This is a genomic window from Tatumella sp. UBA2305, assembly GCF_002345795.1.
GTDB classification, from domain to species: domain Bacteria; phylum Pseudomonadota; class Gammaproteobacteria; order Enterobacterales; family Enterobacteriaceae; genus Tatumella; species Tatumella morbirosei.
Genome location: NZ_DDVT01000005.1, coordinates 126,540 through 143,079, shown reverse-complemented (window position 1 = coordinate 143,079; position 16,540 = coordinate 126,540). Strand labels below are relative to the sequence as shown.

Annotated in this window: 15 protein-coding genes and 1 riboswitch; of the genes, 6 read left to right on the top strand and 9 right to left on the bottom strand. The window is 47.1% G+C overall.

Features of this window, described 5'->3' with window-relative positions:
• Positions 1 to 145: 145 nt before the first annotated feature.
• Complete coding sequence (ilvC, locus tag B3Z23_RS03020) at positions 146 to 1,624, top strand: ketol-acid reductoisomerase (RefSeq protein WP_294901419.1); 1,479 nt, start codon at positions 146 to 148, stop codon at positions 1,622 to 1,624.
• A gap of 167 nt (positions 1,625 to 1,791) precedes the next feature.
• Here the strand turns inward: ilvC and B3Z23_RS03015 are convergent, their stop codons facing one another.
• From B3Z23_RS03015 to yhjD, 3 genes are all read right to left on the bottom strand, one after another.
• Positions 1,792 to 2,415, bottom strand: coding sequence for a LysE family translocator (locus B3Z23_RS03015; RefSeq protein ID WP_294901417.1), 624 nt, complete (start codon positions 2,413 to 2,415; stop codon positions 1,792 to 1,794).
• 134 nt (positions 2,416 to 2,549) lie between these two features.
• A complete protein-coding gene (locus B3Z23_RS03010) occupies positions 2,550 to 3,884 on the bottom strand; it encodes an MFS transporter (RefSeq protein ID WP_294901416.1) in 1,335 nt (444 codons plus the stop codon).
• 260 nt (positions 3,885 to 4,144) lie between these two features.
• On the bottom strand, positions 4,145 to 5,191 hold the full coding sequence (gene yhjD / locus B3Z23_RS03005) for an inner membrane protein YhjD (protein WP_294901414.1): 1,047 nt from the start codon (positions 5,189 to 5,191) through the stop codon (positions 4,145 to 4,147).
• A 320-nt stretch (positions 5,192 to 5,511) separates the two neighbouring features.
• Between yhjD and B3Z23_RS03000 the strand changes: the two genes are divergently transcribed.
• Positions 5,512 to 6,135, top strand: a complete 624-nt coding sequence (locus B3Z23_RS03000) for a glutathione S-transferase family protein (RefSeq protein WP_294901412.1) — start codon at positions 5,512 to 5,514, stop codon at positions 6,133 to 6,135.
• 40 nt (positions 6,136 to 6,175) lie between these two features.
• Here the strand turns inward: B3Z23_RS03000 and B3Z23_RS02995 are convergent, their stop codons facing one another.
• From B3Z23_RS02995 to B3Z23_RS02980, 4 genes are all read right to left on the bottom strand, one after another.
• On the bottom strand, positions 6,176 to 7,210 hold the full coding sequence (locus tag B3Z23_RS02995; protein ID WP_294901410.1) for a glycosyltransferase family 9 protein: 1,035 nt from the start codon (positions 7,208 to 7,210) through the stop codon (positions 6,176 to 6,178).
• Positions 7,207 to 8,220: a glycosyltransferase gene (locus B3Z23_RS02990; protein WP_294901408.1), complete on the bottom strand. Its 1,014-nt coding sequence runs from the start codon at positions 8,218 to 8,220 to the stop codon at positions 7,207 to 7,209. Before B3Z23_RS02990 ends, B3Z23_RS02995 begins: the two co-directional genes overlap by 4 nt.
• A 652-nt stretch (positions 8,221 to 8,872) precedes the next feature.
• The gene (gene mqo, locus B3Z23_RS02985) at positions 8,873 to 10,519 is read right to left on the bottom strand and encodes a malate dehydrogenase (quinone) (protein WP_294901405.1); all 1,647 of its coding nucleotides are present in this window, start codon (positions 10,517 to 10,519) and stop codon (positions 8,873 to 8,875) included.
• A gap of 513 nt (positions 10,520 to 11,032) precedes the next feature.
• Positions 11,033 to 11,275, bottom strand: coding sequence for a DUF1158 family protein (locus B3Z23_RS02980; RefSeq protein WP_294901402.1), 243 nt, complete (start codon positions 11,273 to 11,275; stop codon positions 11,033 to 11,035).
• A gap of 338 nt (positions 11,276 to 11,613) precedes the next feature.
• On the opposite strand from B3Z23_RS02980, the gene mntP reads away from it, so the two are divergent.
• The 3 genes from mntP (at position 11,614) to B3Z23_RS02965 (ending at position 13,809) form a co-directional block, all read left to right on the top strand.
• Complete coding sequence (gene mntP, locus B3Z23_RS02975; RefSeq protein ID WP_294901399.1) at positions 11,614 to 12,186, top strand: manganese efflux pump MntP; 573 nt, start codon at positions 11,614 to 11,616, stop codon at positions 12,184 to 12,186.
• A 119-nt stretch (positions 12,187 to 12,305) separates the two neighbouring features.
• Positions 12,306 to 12,382: riboswitch (Fluoride riboswitch) on the top strand.
• Positions 12,383 to 12,473: 91 nt separating this feature from the next.
• Positions 12,474 to 12,851 (top strand): fluoride efflux transporter CrcB, encoded by a 378-nt coding sequence (gene crcB, locus B3Z23_RS02970; protein WP_294901443.1) that lies wholly within the window; start codon positions 12,474 to 12,476, stop codon positions 12,849 to 12,851.
• Positions 12,852 to 12,999: 148 nt separating this feature from the next.
• Complete coding sequence (locus B3Z23_RS02965; RefSeq protein ID WP_294901396.1) at positions 13,000 to 13,809, top strand: sugar phosphate isomerase/epimerase family protein; 810 nt, start codon at positions 13,000 to 13,002, stop codon at positions 13,807 to 13,809.
• On the opposite strand, the gene B3Z23_RS02960 is transcribed toward B3Z23_RS02965, so the two are convergent.
• Together B3Z23_RS02960 and B3Z23_RS02955 are read right to left on the bottom strand one after the other, a co-directional pair.
• Positions 13,787 to 14,206: an ATP-binding cassette domain-containing protein gene (locus tag B3Z23_RS02960; protein WP_294901393.1), complete on the bottom strand. Its 420-nt coding sequence runs from the start codon at positions 14,204 to 14,206 to the stop codon at positions 13,787 to 13,789. The two genes, B3Z23_RS02965 and B3Z23_RS02960, sit on opposite strands and share 23 nt — an antisense overlap.
• A gap of 79 nt (positions 14,207 to 14,285) precedes the next feature.
• Positions 14,286 to 14,540, bottom strand: coding sequence for an ATP-binding cassette domain-containing protein (locus tag B3Z23_RS02955; protein ID WP_294901390.1), 255 nt, complete (start codon positions 14,538 to 14,540; stop codon positions 14,286 to 14,288).
• 114 nt (positions 14,541 to 14,654) lie between these two features.
• Here B3Z23_RS02955 and B3Z23_RS02950 point away from each other — a divergent pair, with 114 nt between their 5' ends.
• Positions 14,655 to 16,487 carry an ABC transporter ATP-binding protein gene (locus B3Z23_RS02950; protein ID WP_294901387.1) on the top strand — a complete coding sequence of 611 codons (1,833 nt, stop codon included), beginning with the start codon at positions 14,655 to 14,657 and terminating at the stop codon, positions 16,485 to 16,487.
• The last annotated feature ends 53 nt before the right edge of the window (positions 16,488 to 16,540 follow it).

Genomic DNA, 16,540 nt, shown 5'->3' with positions numbered 1-16,540 from the left:
ATGTATTGCAGTTATTGCAATATGACGTTGTTAATATATCAATTTAAGCAATAGAAATCCTGACATATGATGGAGGTATTCTCAGTGATGCAATGAATGCCGCTGAATACCTGATAAATATAAACACAACTAAACCGGAGTACCCATGGCTAACTATTTCAACACTCTGAATCTGCGCAACCAGTTATCGCAGTTAGGCAAATGCCGTTTTATGAATCGCGACGAATTTGCAGATGGCGCCAGCTTTCTGAAAGGCAAAAAAGTCGTGATTGTCGGCTGTGGTGCTCAGGGGCTTAACCAGGGTCTGAATATGCGTGATTCCGGTCTGGATATTGCTTATGCCCTGCGTGCAGAAGCGATTGCCGAGAAACGTGCATCATGGCGTAAAGCGACCGATAACGGTTTTAAAGTGGGTAGTTATGAAGAGTTAATCCCACAGGCGGACCTGGTGGTTAACCTGACTCCGGACAAACAGCACTCCGCCGTTGTCCAGGCCGTTCAGCCGCTGATGAAAGATGGCGCTGCCCTGGGTTATTCGCATGGTTTTAACATCGTTGAAGTTGGCGAAACTATCCGTAAAGACATCACCGTAGTGATGGTTGCACCAAAATGCCCGGGCACTGAAGTCCGTGAAGAATATAAGCGTGGTTTCGGTGTTCCAACCCTGATCGCGGTTCACCCAGAAAATGACCCGAAAGGTGAAGGTCTGGCAATTGCTAAAGCCTGGGCCGCAGCGACCGGTGGTCACCGTGCGGGTGTTCTGGAATCATCCTTCGTGGCAGAAGTTAAATCTGACCTGATGGGTGAGCAGACCATCCTGTGTGGTATGTTGCAGGCGGGTTCATTACTGTGCTTTGACAAGCTGGTGGCAGAAGGTACAGAAGCGGCTTACGCAGAAAAACTGATCCAGTTCGGTTGGGAAACTATCACCGAATCCCTGAAATTCGGCGGTATTACGCTGATGATGGATCGTCTGTCCAACCCGGCAAAATTGCGTGCTTATGAGTTGTCTGAGCAACTGAAAGAGATCATGGCGCCACTTTTCCAGAAGCACATGGATGACATTATTTCCGGTGCGTTCTCTTCCGGAATGATGGCTGACTGGGCGAATGACGATAAAGACCTGCTGACCTGGCGTGAAGAAACCGGGAAAACCCCGTTTGAAACCGCTGCTCAGTTCGAAGGTAAAATTGCTGAGCAGGATTACTATGACCAGGGCGTAGTGATGATTGCGATGGTTAAAGCCGGAGTTGAACTGGCGTTTGAAACCATGGTGGCCTCCGGCATTATCGAAGAATCAGCTTATTATGAATCACTGCATGAGCTGCCACTGATCGCCAACACCATTGCGCGTAAGCGTCTGTATGAAATGAACGTGGTTATCTCTGATACCGCTGAATATGGTAACTACCTGTTCTCATTTGCTGCGGTACCGTTGCTGAAAGACTTTATGGCTTCGCTGCAGACTGGTGACTTAGGCCAGGAAACCCTGAGTGGAAATGCGGTGGATAATGCGCAATTGCGTGATGTTAACGAAGCGATTCGTCACCATCCAATCGAAGCCGTGGGTAGTAAACTGCGTGGCTATATGACTGACATGAAACGTATTGCTGTTGCCGGCTAATCCTGCGCTATCAGCGACGTAAGATATTGTCAGATGAACTGCCCTCCGTATTCGGGGGGCAGTTTTTTTGTCTGCAATATTTATTGTGTCGCTGAAATGAGGCAGGAAGAAGCAGAGAATTATTGCCTTTGACCAGACCACTCTATGAATGGTCCGGTGAGATGAAGTTAGCGTTTACTAAAGGCCAGCTTTGCAGCAAATGACAGCAGAACGGCGCCGGTAGCACGGTCCATGGTAGTGACGACGGCCGGACGTTTGAAAAAAGCGCTCAGTGGTTGGGTTGCAGCAATCAATGTCATCAGCCAGCAAATTCCCAGTAACATATGAATCCCGACCAGCCCCAGAGTCCAGAAGAACAGTGAATGGCCCTGTGGGATAAACTGTGGTAAAAAGGATACGTAAAAAATACCGACTTTCGGGTTCAGCAGGTTACCCGTAATGCCACGCAGCAGCCAGTGAGTGTCTTTTTTCTGGTGTTTGTTATCAGCGCTGGTAATTCCTTTACGCGGGCGTAGCAGCATTTCCAGGCCCAGCCAGCAAAGATAGGCCGCTCCGCAATACTTCAGCACATCATAGGCCAGTTCAGAAACAGCTATCAAAGCGCCCAGTCCACAGGCGACGGCGAACCCCCACAGAATACAACCGATATTGATTCCCAGAGCAGCACGGACTGCCTGCTTACGCCCCTCAATAGTGGCGGTTCTCAGAACCAGCGCAGTATCCAGGCCAGGTGTCAGAGTCAGTAATCCAGCGGTAAATGTATAGGCAATCAGGCTTTCTGTGACAGTCATTGTTCAATCTTACAAGGCAGGGGCAGAAGGAAAGGTTATAACAATTGCTGTCAGTACTGACAATGTATTCGCATCACCAGGGCAGCAGAGGCAGGAGAGAGGCTCTTCCCTTGGGTCAGGGAAGAACCGGTGAATCAGGTGGCATCAAATAAGGTCTGATGGCGGGTCTCTTTGCTGATAATGAGTGCCAGCAAGGTAATGACAGCCATGGTCCCCAGATATAAGCCGACCGCAAACAGTCCGTACTCGGCTTTCAACCATGTGGCGATGTAAGGAGCGACAGAGGCACCCAGGATGGACGACAGATTATAAGAGAATGAAGCCCCGGTATATCGAACTTCCGTCGGGAACAGTTCAGGCAGCAACGCTCCCATGGGGCCGAAAGTCAGACCCATAATGCTCAGACCTGCCAGCAGGAACAGCATCACCATTAATGACGAGCCGGAACTCAGCATCGCCGGGAACAGCAGTGAGAAGCCAATCAGTATTAAAGTGATAATAATCATGGTCCGACGGCGGCCAAAACGGTCAGCCAGCATTCCGGCAATCGGGATCGTGATTCCAAAGCCAATCACTGCCATCATCAACATCCACAGGAAACTGTTACGCGAGAAGCCCAGTCCGATCGGCGCCGGCGCAGTCCCGAAGCTCATCGAATAGACGGTCATAATATAAAACAGCGTATAAGTCGCCAGCATAATGAATGTGCCAAGCACAGTCGCGCCAAGGTGCTTTGACAGTAAAGTGCCGATGGGTACTTTGACCTGTTTGTTTTCTTTCTGGATTTTGGCAAACACCGGACTTTCGTGCAGTGAAACACGGACGTATAAACCGATAATCACCAGTATCGCTGAGCAGATAAAGGGCACACGCCAGCCCCAGTCCATAAACTGCTGATCACTCAGCAACCACGAAAGGAGTAAAAAAGTACCGTTGGCAAAGAAGAAGCCAATCGGTGCGCCCAACTGAGGAAAAGAACCATACAAGGCACGTTTTTTTGCCGGGGCATTTTCGGTCGCCAGCAGAGCGGCTCCCCCCCATTCCCCCCCGAGTCCAAGCCCCTGACCGAAACGGGCCAGTGCCAGCAACAGAGGCGCGGCAACGCCAATAGTCGAATAAGACGGCAATAACCCGATAATTACAGTAGAAACGCCCATGGTCAGTAATGAGGCAACCAGCGTCGCTTTACGGCCGATTCTGTCACCAAAGTGACCGAAAATGGCGGAGCCGATAGGCCTGGCAACAAAAGCGATGGCGAAAGTCGCCAGCGACTGGAGTGTTGCTACCGTGGCATCCCCCTGAGGGAAGAAGATATGCGGAAATACAATGACCGCGGCGGTCGCATAAATATAGAAGTCAAAAAACTCGATGGCGGTACCTACCAGAGAGGCGACAAGCACTTTGCTTCTTGAATTCACCGGGGGAGATTCTGCAGGTGACGGGTAAGGCTCAGTATTGCTGCTTTGCATAATAATAGATTCTTATTTTTGTAACAGTGGACGAACCATATTACGCAGCTGTTTTATGGCCTTCAATCAAGAAACTCCCAGATTTGGCGCGGATGTGGTGCTGAAAAGTCGATAATTTTTGAAGATTTGTGTTTGTTGAAATATGGCAGTAGGGGGGTGAGTTTTTTTTAGAGTATTCCACTAATTTTAGGCCAAAAAAAAGTGAGTCGGTCACTTTAATCTGGCCTTTTTGTATTAAAAACATCCGCAGAGTGAAGTTTTTAACTGAATTTATTTTCTCTTACATTTTGAGATGTTTCATCCTGAGACCCGTTTTGCGGGTCGTTACCTTCCGTTGATGTGCCTTCATACTGAGCAGTCGCAATCCAGGCAGCACAAAACAGGGTCAGGCGTGCAAAAAAGTAGAAAAAAGCCATCAGTCCCAGCACAGAACCAAATGCCGCCCCGGACGGTGATGAAGCCACTTTAGGCAGCATGATGGTCATAATAAACTTGATCACTTCAAAGCCAATGGCCGCCAACAAAGTACCCCGTAGCAATGCTTTTTTCGGTGGCTGGTGGCGTGGCAGTATCCAGAAGATCCACAGGAATATCAGAAAATTAGCCGAGACAGATATTGTCAGGGCAATAATGGTCATCACAGGACGTAGCCAGTCGACATGGTCCAGACCCAGTGCATGCACTATTGCTGCCTGTGCAGACCCCGCAACTGAAGTGAGTGACAGGGCAATGACCAGCGACAGCATAAGTCCGGTCAGAGAGATAAAGTCACGAATATATTTGCGCCACAATTTTTCGTGATCACGCTCAGTTCGCTCCCAGACATCCCGCGACTGTGCACGTATGGCTTCGCGTAAATTACCTACCCAACTGATACCAGAATAGAGCGCCAGCAATAACCCCGTAATACCCACAGTGGTACGTTGCTGGATAGCGGTATTTACCGTGCTCTTTAATGTTCCTGCCAGGGTGGGGTCACTGATGCTACTGACAATTTTTTCTATCAGTTCAGCAAGCAGGTTTTGGTTTGATGCCAGAACAAAACCGATGGCGGCAAAGGAAACCATTAAAATCGGGATAATCGACAGGAAGGAAAAATAGGTAATAGCCGCACCAAACTGGCTTCCCAGCCGGTCATTAAAACGTTCAAGAGCCCGTAGAAAATGTGCAACCGCCGGTATTTTGCGAAACCAGTGAATACCTTCCGAGGCGCGGGTGATTGAACGGTCAACGGACGGGTTACCGGTTTTAAGAAGGGGGGCCGGCTGCTGATTCTCTCCGTCGGGTGTGAGCTTTTTTTCCACCATGAACGTCAGGGATCCTTATTTAAGTTTATGAATAACAGGATAAGTATAGCTGGCAAATTGCTCTGCGACTAACCGCTTATACCGGGGGGACTGAGCCTGATGAGTTGGGCTGCCGGTATCCTACTGACTCTGGTAGCGAGCCTATGCCCCACGGAAATTCCCTGCCGGTTGTCAGGGTCTGTGGACCTTCAGCCACAAAACATTGTCCCGGTTGTGCGGATGGCTATATTTACGATCCCGGGAGCCGCAGGTTGTATTATATTTATTCTGACAGGCCGGCAGATAGCTGGGAGTAGGCTGCTGACAGGGGAGAATAGCGGATGCTGGTCATTTACGGGAAAGAGACATCAATTAATGTCCGCAAGGTATTATGGTTATGTGAAGAAATGGATATTGTCTACCAGCGGGAAGATATTGGAGAGAACGACAAGGTTAGCCGTTGCCCGCAGTTGATCAGGATGAATCCAAACGGGATGGTGCCTGTGGTCCGGGACGAGGATTTTGTGTTATGGGAATCTAATACCATCCTGCGTTACCTGGCAAATTCACGGCAGGCCGAAGCACTTTACCCGATGGAACCACAACTTCGGGCGCGGGTTGACCAGTGGATGGACTGGCAGGCGACCGAACTGAATACCTCATGGAGGTATGCTTTTACCGCACTGGTCCGTCAGTCGCCTGGTCACCAGGATCCACAATTGCTGGCTGCGGCCTGTAAAGGCTGGAATTACACGATGGGTATACTCAACCAACAACTGGAGAAAACCGGTAGTTATGTCGCCAGTGATGATTTCACGCTGGCAGATATTCCAGTCGGGTTGGCCGTCAATCGCTGGTATGAGACTCCGCTGGAGCGACCAGATTACCCGGCAGTCCGACAGTATTATCAGTTGCTCACCGAACGGCAAGGCTATGTGCTTTGGGGCCGAAACGGAACTCCGTAAAACGAATTTTTTTCACATCGAAGTCAGCTCTAAATTTTTCTCATGGCTTATGGCTTATGGCTTCTGGTATGAGATTCAAAATTTCATCGACTGTCATGTGGTTTATACCCTTTCCCTCAATAATTTGTCGCATATTTGAATAATTGGGTCCGCAAAGAAAGTCACCATTATAATTGTGGTTGTATATTGAGCTATAAAAAAATATGGCCGGCTTATTATGACTATTGGAAATATGGACAAACGAAGTATCAACAGAGATAACAAAGTCACATCCACAAAGTACGGCTGCTGAATTCATAAAGTTAGGTGAAGAAAAATGATATGAATTTGTGGTAGGTGAAATATTTTTTAATCTATCCCCGGGCATGAGTAAGATTATAGAAATGTCATCATTACTGGAGAGATTTCTAAGTACTTCATTTATTTGTGATACACTAAAACTCCTTTTTTCGGTTGAGGCAAAAGGACAAAAAGCAATTTTCTTAGTGGTTGCTGGTAATGATGATATGAAGTTATTGGCAACTTCTTTTGTATGTTCTGAAAAAAACACAGAGTAATTTTTTGGGAAAGATTCCTGTATATTTAATAAATCACCAGATATATATTTATAGTAATCTGTAATATGGATATTTCTTGTCTCTGGTATATAGTTATTATTATATTTTTTTGGTATTCTGACATCAAACCCACTTAAGAATTTGAAGTTTATTGACGAAAGCAAACGCATATATTTATATGTGAAATACCAGCTGCAGTGACTATAAGCATCGACAACTAAATCATACTCCTGACTGATTTTTGTTGTTTTCTTATCGTAAGTAATAATGTTACTAATGTCTGTGTTTTCAGAAAATATAGATTCCAGCTGTTTTGTGATTATTACATCAATATCTTTATCATTCATTTTTAGCATTCTTATAAATGATGTTGACATGACGGCATCTCCCAGGCCTACATTAACCAAAAGGATGCAGATTTTTTTTACTTCTCCAGATATCTTTTGTGTTTTAGGTGAGTTAAGTGATGTAGAGAATATGATTGATTTAGCTTTATAAAGAGTATTTTTAATATTCATTTGCTTTTTAATAACTTTAGATAGAAGTACTTTAAATAATACTTAGTTGCTGAAAGGTATTTTCTCTGGTTAAAGCAATGTTTGGCACAATACCGTGTATTGCTTGAACTTTCTGGTTTAAGTAATAGAGTATTCCGCCATGGAGATTCGTTTTTCGCCAGTCTAAAGTAAATGCTGCTATCGTAGTTTACTGCCCAGGAATGCCATGGTTTTGTGGGGCCTACGTAATGAACCAAAACGGTAGTGTTGTTTACTGGGTTTGTATGTGATTTATTTAATTCATAGTTAATGCTAAAGTGAGTGTTATATTTTAAATCAATAAATCGTACTTTATCGATTAATATTATATTCAACACATCCTGATCCAGGTAAGAGAGTTTTCCAGCCATTTTTTTGTCTGAAAGTAATGATAGCGCCTTTGTGGTAACATTCTCATTCCTCCATTCATTTAGGTTAATCCAAAGCAGGCCTGCATTAAAATATCCATGCTCAAGTTTTTTGCAATCCAGGGCTATAGCTCTGGATTTCCATAATGTAGTATCAACATCAAGAACAGCCGCTGCAACAGTATTAGTCAGATTATATGACAGGAGTTCAGTAATATCTCCTTTGCACATTATATCAGCATCTATATATAGGATGTAATCTTCTACCCCAATAAAGTAATCAGCAATAATAAATCTAAAATATGTTGCAATTGACCAGTTTTTAGTCGTTGGTAAGGTGTTTATATGAGCACAATTGATAGTGTAAATTATTATGGATGTATCATATTTCTCAGCTAGCTCTTTAAATTTCAATAATTGTTCATTATTTACCTTGTCGACAAAAACGTTAAAGGTAAAATCAAGGTTTCTGTTTCTTATGAGGATTGATGTTATTGATATTCCGCACCCAAGAATAAAGTTATTATCTACTCCATAACAAATGTTATAAGACTTTTTGTTTTTCTTATTAAACTCATGTTTGTTTAATATCAGGTTGGAGGTCGATTCTAATTGGTATGTCATTAATGAACCTTAATTAATCACAGCCTGAATAAGCTAAAAGCTGGAACTGTGATGGGTGAAGGAGAGGTTGGGACTTGTAACAATTTTTGGCCATGTATTCGCTGATTTTATGGCATAGTATTGGTGATTAATTGTTGTAATTGAGTATGGGCATTTAACATAACTATAGCTAAGCTTACTAAGTGTATATCAGCATCCACGCTACCGCTTGAGTTTACAGCTACCCAATGCTGATACTACTGCCGCCCCAAGTATAACATCTGGATAGTGGGAGCAAGCTAAAATTATAGAGAAGCAAGAGATTTTTTATAGAAATATGGATGATAACTCGGGATTGGGCCCGAACAGGTTACGTCTGTCTGGCTCTGATTTAAATGTCAATATATTATCATACGACGAATAGTAAAGTGTGAAACTACTTAGAGTAGCCTGGATGCTTTAGTAGCACAAGTAAGTCGAAAGACTCATTGCTAATTAATCTTTCGACAATGTTATCAGAGATCAACTTCAGTGATTAACTGGATTATCGTAATAAATTGAACCGGAAATATCAGATCTGAAGACGATGGGGCTGAGATTACTAAACATATGGACTCAATCCCAACATTTTACCTGTTGCTACTTAAATCAGGTTTGAAAATACTGTTTTGGATTAATTCTGCACCACATTTTCCTCGTGTTCTGTATTTTCGTTGTCAACAGATTCTATCCGCTTATCAGGTTCAGAAACTATGGGCGTTTCAGGGGCCCGGTAATCTAACTGTAAAATACGGCTGGTGGAGGATAATACCTGCTCGGTCGCGGCGACATCCCCGTCCAGAGAAGTACCGTAGGAGGGTATTATCTGACGGATTTTTTGTTGCCATCCTGAAGAGGCCATTTCCGACGGGAAAATTTTACTCATCAAATCCAGCATGATTTTGGCTGCGGTTGAAGCGCCTGGAGAAGCACCCAGCAGGGCTGAAATGGTGCCATCCTGTGAAGTTACAATCTCAGTTCCCAGGCGTAATACGCCACCTTGTTTACTGTCATTTTCGATGATCTGCACACGTTGCCCGGCAGTCACCAGCCGCCAGTCTTCCGGACGGGCATTCGGTACATAATTTTGTAAGGCTTCCATCCGGTCGTTATCGTTCTGTAACACCTGGCCGATAAGGTATTTAATCAGATTGATATTTTTGGTCCCCACCTGCAGCATTGGCAGTAGGTTAGAGGAGGTCATGGAGCTAAACATATCCAGCAATGAGCCCTGTTTGAGGAATTTTGTCGAAAAAGTCGCAAACGGACCGAATAACAGGACCTGTTTTCCATCCAGCATACGGGTATCAACATGCGGCACAGACATCGGAGGTGCTCCGACACTGGCTTTTCCATAAACTTTTGCCAGATGCTGGCTGACCAGCTGTGGATTTTCGGTAACCAGAAACGAACCACCGACCGGAAAGCCGGCAAAGCGACGGGCTTCCGGAATCCCGGATTTTTGCAACAGAGGTAGTGCTGCACCGCCGGCCCCGATAAACACATGTCTGGCAATCAGTTGTCGCTGAGATTTTAATTGCAGATCCTGCAATGTGACCTGCCAGCGTCCGTCAGGTAAGCGACTAATTTCACGAACTTCCTGCCGGGTGCGTAATGTAAAGGTGTCATTTTTCTGCAGGGCGCTAATCAACTGACGGGTAATTTCACCAAAATTCACATCGGTCCCGATTTCGGTACGGGTGGCCGCAATCCGTGCTCCGGGTTTACGACCTTCCATCAACAGAGGAACCCAGCGGGCAATTTGCTGTGGATCTTCTGAATATTCCATGCCGCGAAACAGGGTGCTGGTTTTCAGTGCGGCAACCCGCTTACGCAGAAATTCCACATTATCATCACCCCAGACAAAGCTCATATGTGGTGTGGTATTGATAAAGGTCTCCGGACGATTCAGGCGACCCATTTCAACCTGAGCGGCCCAGAACTGACGGGAAATCTGGAAGGCTTCATTAATCGCGACGGCCTTACTGATATCAATTGAGCCGTCAGCTTTTTGGGGAGTGTAGTTCAGCTCGGCCAGTGCAGAGTGTCCGGTACCGGCATTGTTCCAGCCATTTGAGGATTCTTCAGCGACATCAGACAGCCGCTCCACCATTTCCAGCGTCCATTCGGGTTCCAGCTCCTGCAGAAAAGTTCCCAGTGTAGCACTCATCACACCGGCGCCGATCAGTAGCACATCAACGTCTTTTCCATGCTGAACCTTCTGCACGGCACCGGCGGCGGTACTCATGGCAAGAGAAAGGTTCATGGTTGATTTACACATGAGGCAATATCTCCTCTGGCTGTCAGGCGCCTGACCCTGACAGGTTTACCAGCAATATAAGGGGCCGTTTAGGTAAGCGATGGCGCTTGTCTGACTGGCCAAAAGTTATCCTGTAATTTTTCCGGGCTACTGCGGCCAGGAGTTAATAGCAGGTTATATGTTTTACCTATGAATATAACATTTTTGCCCCGAATTTAAACAAGTGTTTGCCCGAGAGTTTTTAATAAATGATTAAATCCAAAATAACCTAAAAAACAGAATTTAATAAAATGAAATATGTTTATTTTCATATGGTTATTTTTTTTGTTGGTCAGAGAGTCGGATAAAGCAGAACATAAAACCGTGAGCAAGCTCAAAAAAAAGCAGCTTATTAACTAATTGATAATAAAATATATTTATTGTGTTATTGGAGAGGAGGGTTCGCGCAGTAATATAGCAGTTTTTGTATCTTTTTTGTTATAGCTTTGTTTCTCCTGAGGCAAGCCTCCCCGTAGCCCGGGGAGAGGCTACCGGTCACTGGTGGCCAAATTTTCGCCACAGAAGACGGATCACAAAAAACTCCACCGCACCGAGCAATAAGAACCAGATCCCAAACACTATCGTGTACAGCTGGTTCAAATCCATAATATGTAACACTGACATCAGCTTTTTCGCCAACGGTAACCCGAAGGCGGGTGCAGGCAGCAATAATGCAGACAGGAACCCCAGTAATAAAATGCCCCCGGGGATAAGTAAGCTTTCGAGCGGATTTTTCATTGTGACCCTGCCAGGGCAAAAGAGATTACGAAGTATTCTCCGGGAATTTACCCCAGGTTTCAATCGCCAGCCCGTTGCTGTGTGCGAGGGCACTCTGGTGTAGTGCGGTGCCCGTGGCTAAGCATAAGGTAGATTTTTACCGGGAGTTCCTTATTTTCCATTAACTTAGCACTAACTTAGCGAATGTTATGAAATATAGCCTTTGCTATAACTAACACCATGATTTTACTGTCTTTTTTAATTCATACAATCATGATAAACTGCGCTTCATTCGGTGACAGGTATTCATTGTCACCCCTTATATTGTCCTGAGAGACAAGTCTGAGCGATGAAACCTAATGGACGTGATTACCACAATTATACTTGCCTTTGGCATGTCGATGGATGCGTTTGCCGCAGCATTGGGGAAAGGCGCAACGCTCAAAAAACCTGGGATTAAAGAAGCCTTCCGTACCGGATTCATTTTTGGTGGAATTGAAATGCTGACCCCGCTGATAGGCTGGGGCATTGGGCTGGCGGCCAGCAAATATGTTATGGCGTGGGATCACTGGATTGCCTTTATTCTGCTGTCTGTGTTGGGTGGCAGAATGGTGATTGGCGGATTCCGTCAGGGGGCTGCCGATGAATGTGTAGCTCCTGAGCGTCATGGCTTTATGGTGCTGGCAATGACCGCGGTTGCTACCAGTCTGGATGCCCTCGCCGTCGGGGTGGGCCTCGCATTTTTGCAGGTCAACATTGTAGTGACTGCGTTTGCGATTGGAGCGGCTACGACCATTATGGCCACCACGGGAGTATTAGTGGGCAGGTTTATCGGCCCGTTGCTGGGAAAATGGGCCGAAGTGCTTGGCGGTGTGGTGCTGGTAGGTATAGGTTGTACCATCCTTGTCGAACATCTGGGGCTGTTGAGCTAATGACTGTTGTTGGCCGGTTATTTCTCCTTGTCAGGGAATATTGTCTGTTTATCGTTCACAGGTTATTATCCGTATTGCAGAACTCATTAGCGCTGACCTCCACGGAAAGCCGTACATAATGACTTCGGGGTGATGGTGTTCCACCTCAACCAACCGCCGCTCTGAGACCTGAGCGGCTAATGACGCCTGACATAATACTTAACCTGCCTGCCGGGGGGTTGGTGTGTCAGGTGATTATGTCTGCCACTTCCCTTTTCCCCTATGGCGCAATGATTCAGGAATCCGATATGTTCAATTCTTTCATAGCTGTTTTAGTGGGTGGTGGTGCCGGCTGTTTACTGCGCTGGTGGTGCGCCATGCGCTTTAATCCCTTGTTTGCCGATCTGCCACTTGGCACATTGCTGGTTAACCTGGTGGGTGGATTTATTATCGGCGGAGCGCTGGCCTGGTTTGCCCGCCATCCACAATTGGATCCGGCGTGGAAATTGCTGATTACCACCGGGTTGTGTGGCGGTCTGACCACTTTTTCCACCTTTTCGGCCGAACTCATGGGAATGCTGCAATCCGGAAAATATCTGTGGGCGATGACCAGCGCCAGCCTGCATTTATTCGGAACACTACTGATGACTTTTGCCGGCTTCGCGTTGGTGAACCTTCTTGGCTGATCCGGTTAATCAGTAAATTTCATTAAGCTTTGATGACAGATCCGTTAATGTGGTGCCTGACAGAGTATTAAACACTGATCCCTGACGTGCCGCCCCGGTGACTAACCGGTGGCGGCTGTATATACGTGTTTTGCGGAGGTGCTGTTTGATGGCCAACACTCGCTGGCTGAATACTTCCGGTTTTTCCGGGTTAAATGACGAACTGTTACGGCTTATACGTGATAGCGGGTTTTCGCAGATTGACGCGTCACCCTCTGATTTATCCGCAGACTTCACGGAGTCAGGGTTTATTATTGGTGAGAGATGCTCAATCCTGCTTCAGCGCTATGGATTACATTTGACTCATTTGCGAACGTTGGAAAACTTTATTGGTGCCCCTCATGCCTGTCGCTGGCAAAGGCGTGAAGAAGCCCGTCAGAGGATTGCATTATCTTTGCAGGCCGGATGCGACACTCTGTTAGTCACTCCTCCTGAGGATCCAGATTTTGTTGCAGCACTGGTGGATGATGATATACGGTGGCTGGCTTCCGAGGCTGCTCGTTACAATATGAAGATCATCTATCAGCCACTCAGCAGTGGCTGTACAGACACTACCCTGGCTGTGGCTCTGGAACACCTGCGGCAACTGGATCAACCCAATATTGGGTTGATGGTTGACTGGTTATCGATCGTTGCAGGGGGATCCGATGGTATTTGCCTGGATGCGATCCCGGTCGAATGGATCTCCGGGGTACAGATTTGTGATCCGATGGATATTCGACTCCCTCAGAATGACTATTCACAGCAGGCTCTCAACTGTTTTACTGATAAGTTACACAGCAGTGGCTATCAGGGACCGGTCGGTATTCTCCCTAATCCGCAGGCAGGACCGGCGGTAGCTCAAATTCGCCAGGCCGCAACTATACTGAACGCATTGTGGCCCCTGTCGGGTAGTCTTAAATCCTCTGGCCAGGAATAGCATTCACCAGAGTCTGCGTATAAGCATGTTCCGGAGCAGAGAACAGTTTTTGCGGAGTTCCCTGTTCCACCACATTTCCCTTCCACAATACCAGCAGTTCATCACATATCTGGCTGGCGACCCGCAGGTCGTGCGTGATAAACAATATGGCGACCCGGGTTTTTTGTTGAATTTTTACCAGCAACTCCAGTACCTGTGCCTGCACAGAAACATCAAGTGCGGATACGGATTCATCGGCAACCAGCAACAGAGGGTCAAACATCAGCGCTCTGGCAATACCAATCCGCTGGCGCTGTCCTCCCGAAAATTCATGTGGATACCTGTCGTAAGCACTGTGTTCCAGGCCTGCCAACGACAGTAAGTTAAGGGCTTTGATCCGGATTTCTGTTTCTGTCATTCCCCCATGAGTTCTTGGGCCAACTGACAGGAATAATATCCCAGCCATCAAACATACTTTGCCCGGAGTCGGCCTCAGGTTATTTTACCAGCACCCTGCCCAGTGATGATTTTCCTGAACCCGATTTTCCGACGACTCCGGGCGTTTCACCTTTTCCTCGCGTAAAACTGACATTATTCAGCGCGGTGACCTGCCGGGAGCGGCCAAATAAACCCGGTGATTTACGGTAGGATTTGCAGAGATTGATGGTTTCAGGAACCACCGGCGCACTGGATTCCCGCGCCCGTTTCGCTTCAGCCGGTTTACTGATGGAGAAAAAATTCAGGCTCAACACTGGTTGTAATCAACGTGGCCGGCTGATGCCGGTCGCTTGTTTTTTAACAGAATGCTGAAGGGGAGGCGTTTTTGCACTAAGCTATCGGTTCATTATTTCGCGTCGGGTCTTGTTATGTTATCTGAACGTTTTGAACGATTAATCGATATTTTCCGGGAACCTCCCACAGATGCGCCGCCGACAACCATAGGCCGTTTTTATGCCTATTACCTGCGTCAGGTCTGGCCCTGCTTTGCCGGACTGCTGGTGGTTGGCCTGATCAGTTCTCTGATCGAAGTCTCTCTGTTCAGTTACCTGAGTAAGATTATCGATCTGGTTAACGCCTCAAAACCAGCCACATTGTTTACCGAACACTGGCTGCTGCTAAGCTGGATGGGGGCCGTGGCGCTCATTATCCGCCCGTTGTTTATTGCTCTGCATGATGTTCTCATTCACCAGACCATTAACCCGCGCATGACCAGCATGATGCGCTGGCAACACCATAAATATGTATTGCGGCAGAGTCTGACGTTTTTCCAGAATGATTTTGCGGGGCGGATTGCTCAGCGGATTATGCAAACCGGCAGTTCGTTGTGTGATTCTGCCGTACAGCTGGTAGACGCTATCTGGCATGTGCTCATCTATGCCATTACCGCCCTGGTCTTATTTGCCGCTGCTGACTGGAAATTAATGGTTCCTTTAATTATCTGGCTGGTGCTGTATGTGGTTTCCCTGTTGTATTTTGTGCCCCGGGTAAAGCAACGTTCGGTCGTTTCTTCCGAAGCGCGTTCTAAGCTGATGGGATTTATCGTAGATGGTTATACCAATATCGCGACCCTGAAACTGTTTGCCCATAGTTCGCTTGAACAGAAAAATGCACAGGCAGCTATTGAAGAGCAGACAGTGAAAACTCAGCACGCCGGGCGGATGATTACTGTCATGGATGTCACGCTGTCTACGCTGAACGGAGCACTTATCGTCAGTACCACGGGGATGGCATTAATTCTCTGGACCCAGTCGCTGATCTCGGTAGGTGCGATTGCCCTGGCGACCGGGCTGGTGATTCGACTGGTGAATATGTCTGGCTGGATCATGTGGGTAGTGAACGGTATTTTTGCCAATATAGGCATGGTACAGGATGGTATGGCGACCATTTCCCAGCCGCTGAGTGTTCAGGATAAACCCGGTGCGCCGGCCCTCAAGGTAACTTCTGGTGAAATCAGCTTTGATCATCTGTTTTTCCGTTATGGCAATGGCCGGCCGATTCTTTCTGATATCGACCTGACCATACGTCCGGGAGAAAAAATTGGTCTGATTGGCGCATCAGGGGCCGGTAAGTCAACCCTGGTGAACCTGCTGCTGCGGATGTATGACCTTGATCAGGGACATATTCTTATCGATGGTCAGGATATTTCGGCGGTTACCCAGGAGAGCCTGCGCAGTCAGATTGGTATGATCACTCAGGACACCTCATTATTGCATCGCTCTATCCGCGATAATCTGCTGTATGGTCGTCCGGATGCCAGCGACAGTGAGATTAAGGCCGCGATCCGCGGTGCCCGGGCCGAAGAGTTTATTCCGCAGCTGTCGGATGCGCAGGGTCGTTACGGGCTGGATGCTCATGTTGGTGAACGTGGAGTGAAGCTTTCTGGCGGACAGCGTCAGCGTATTGCGATAGCCCGGGTGTTACTCAAAAATGCACCGATTCTGATCATGGATGAAGCGACTTCGGCACTGGACTCCGAGGTGGAAGCGGCTATTCAGGAAAGCCTGGAATCGCTGATGACCGGCAAGACAGTCATTGCGATTGCTCACCGGTTATCCACCATTGCACGGATGGATCGGCTGATTGTGCTGGAGCAGGGGAAAGTGGTCGAAACCGGCAATCATCAACAACTGCTGGAAAAGCAGGGCGTGTATGCGCGCTTGTGGCAGCGTCAGACCGGTGGTTTTGTTGGCAGCGATTAACCGCCACAGGATAGCCCCGGGGAGCAAAGAAAATTTCCCGGGGGTTACAGCGA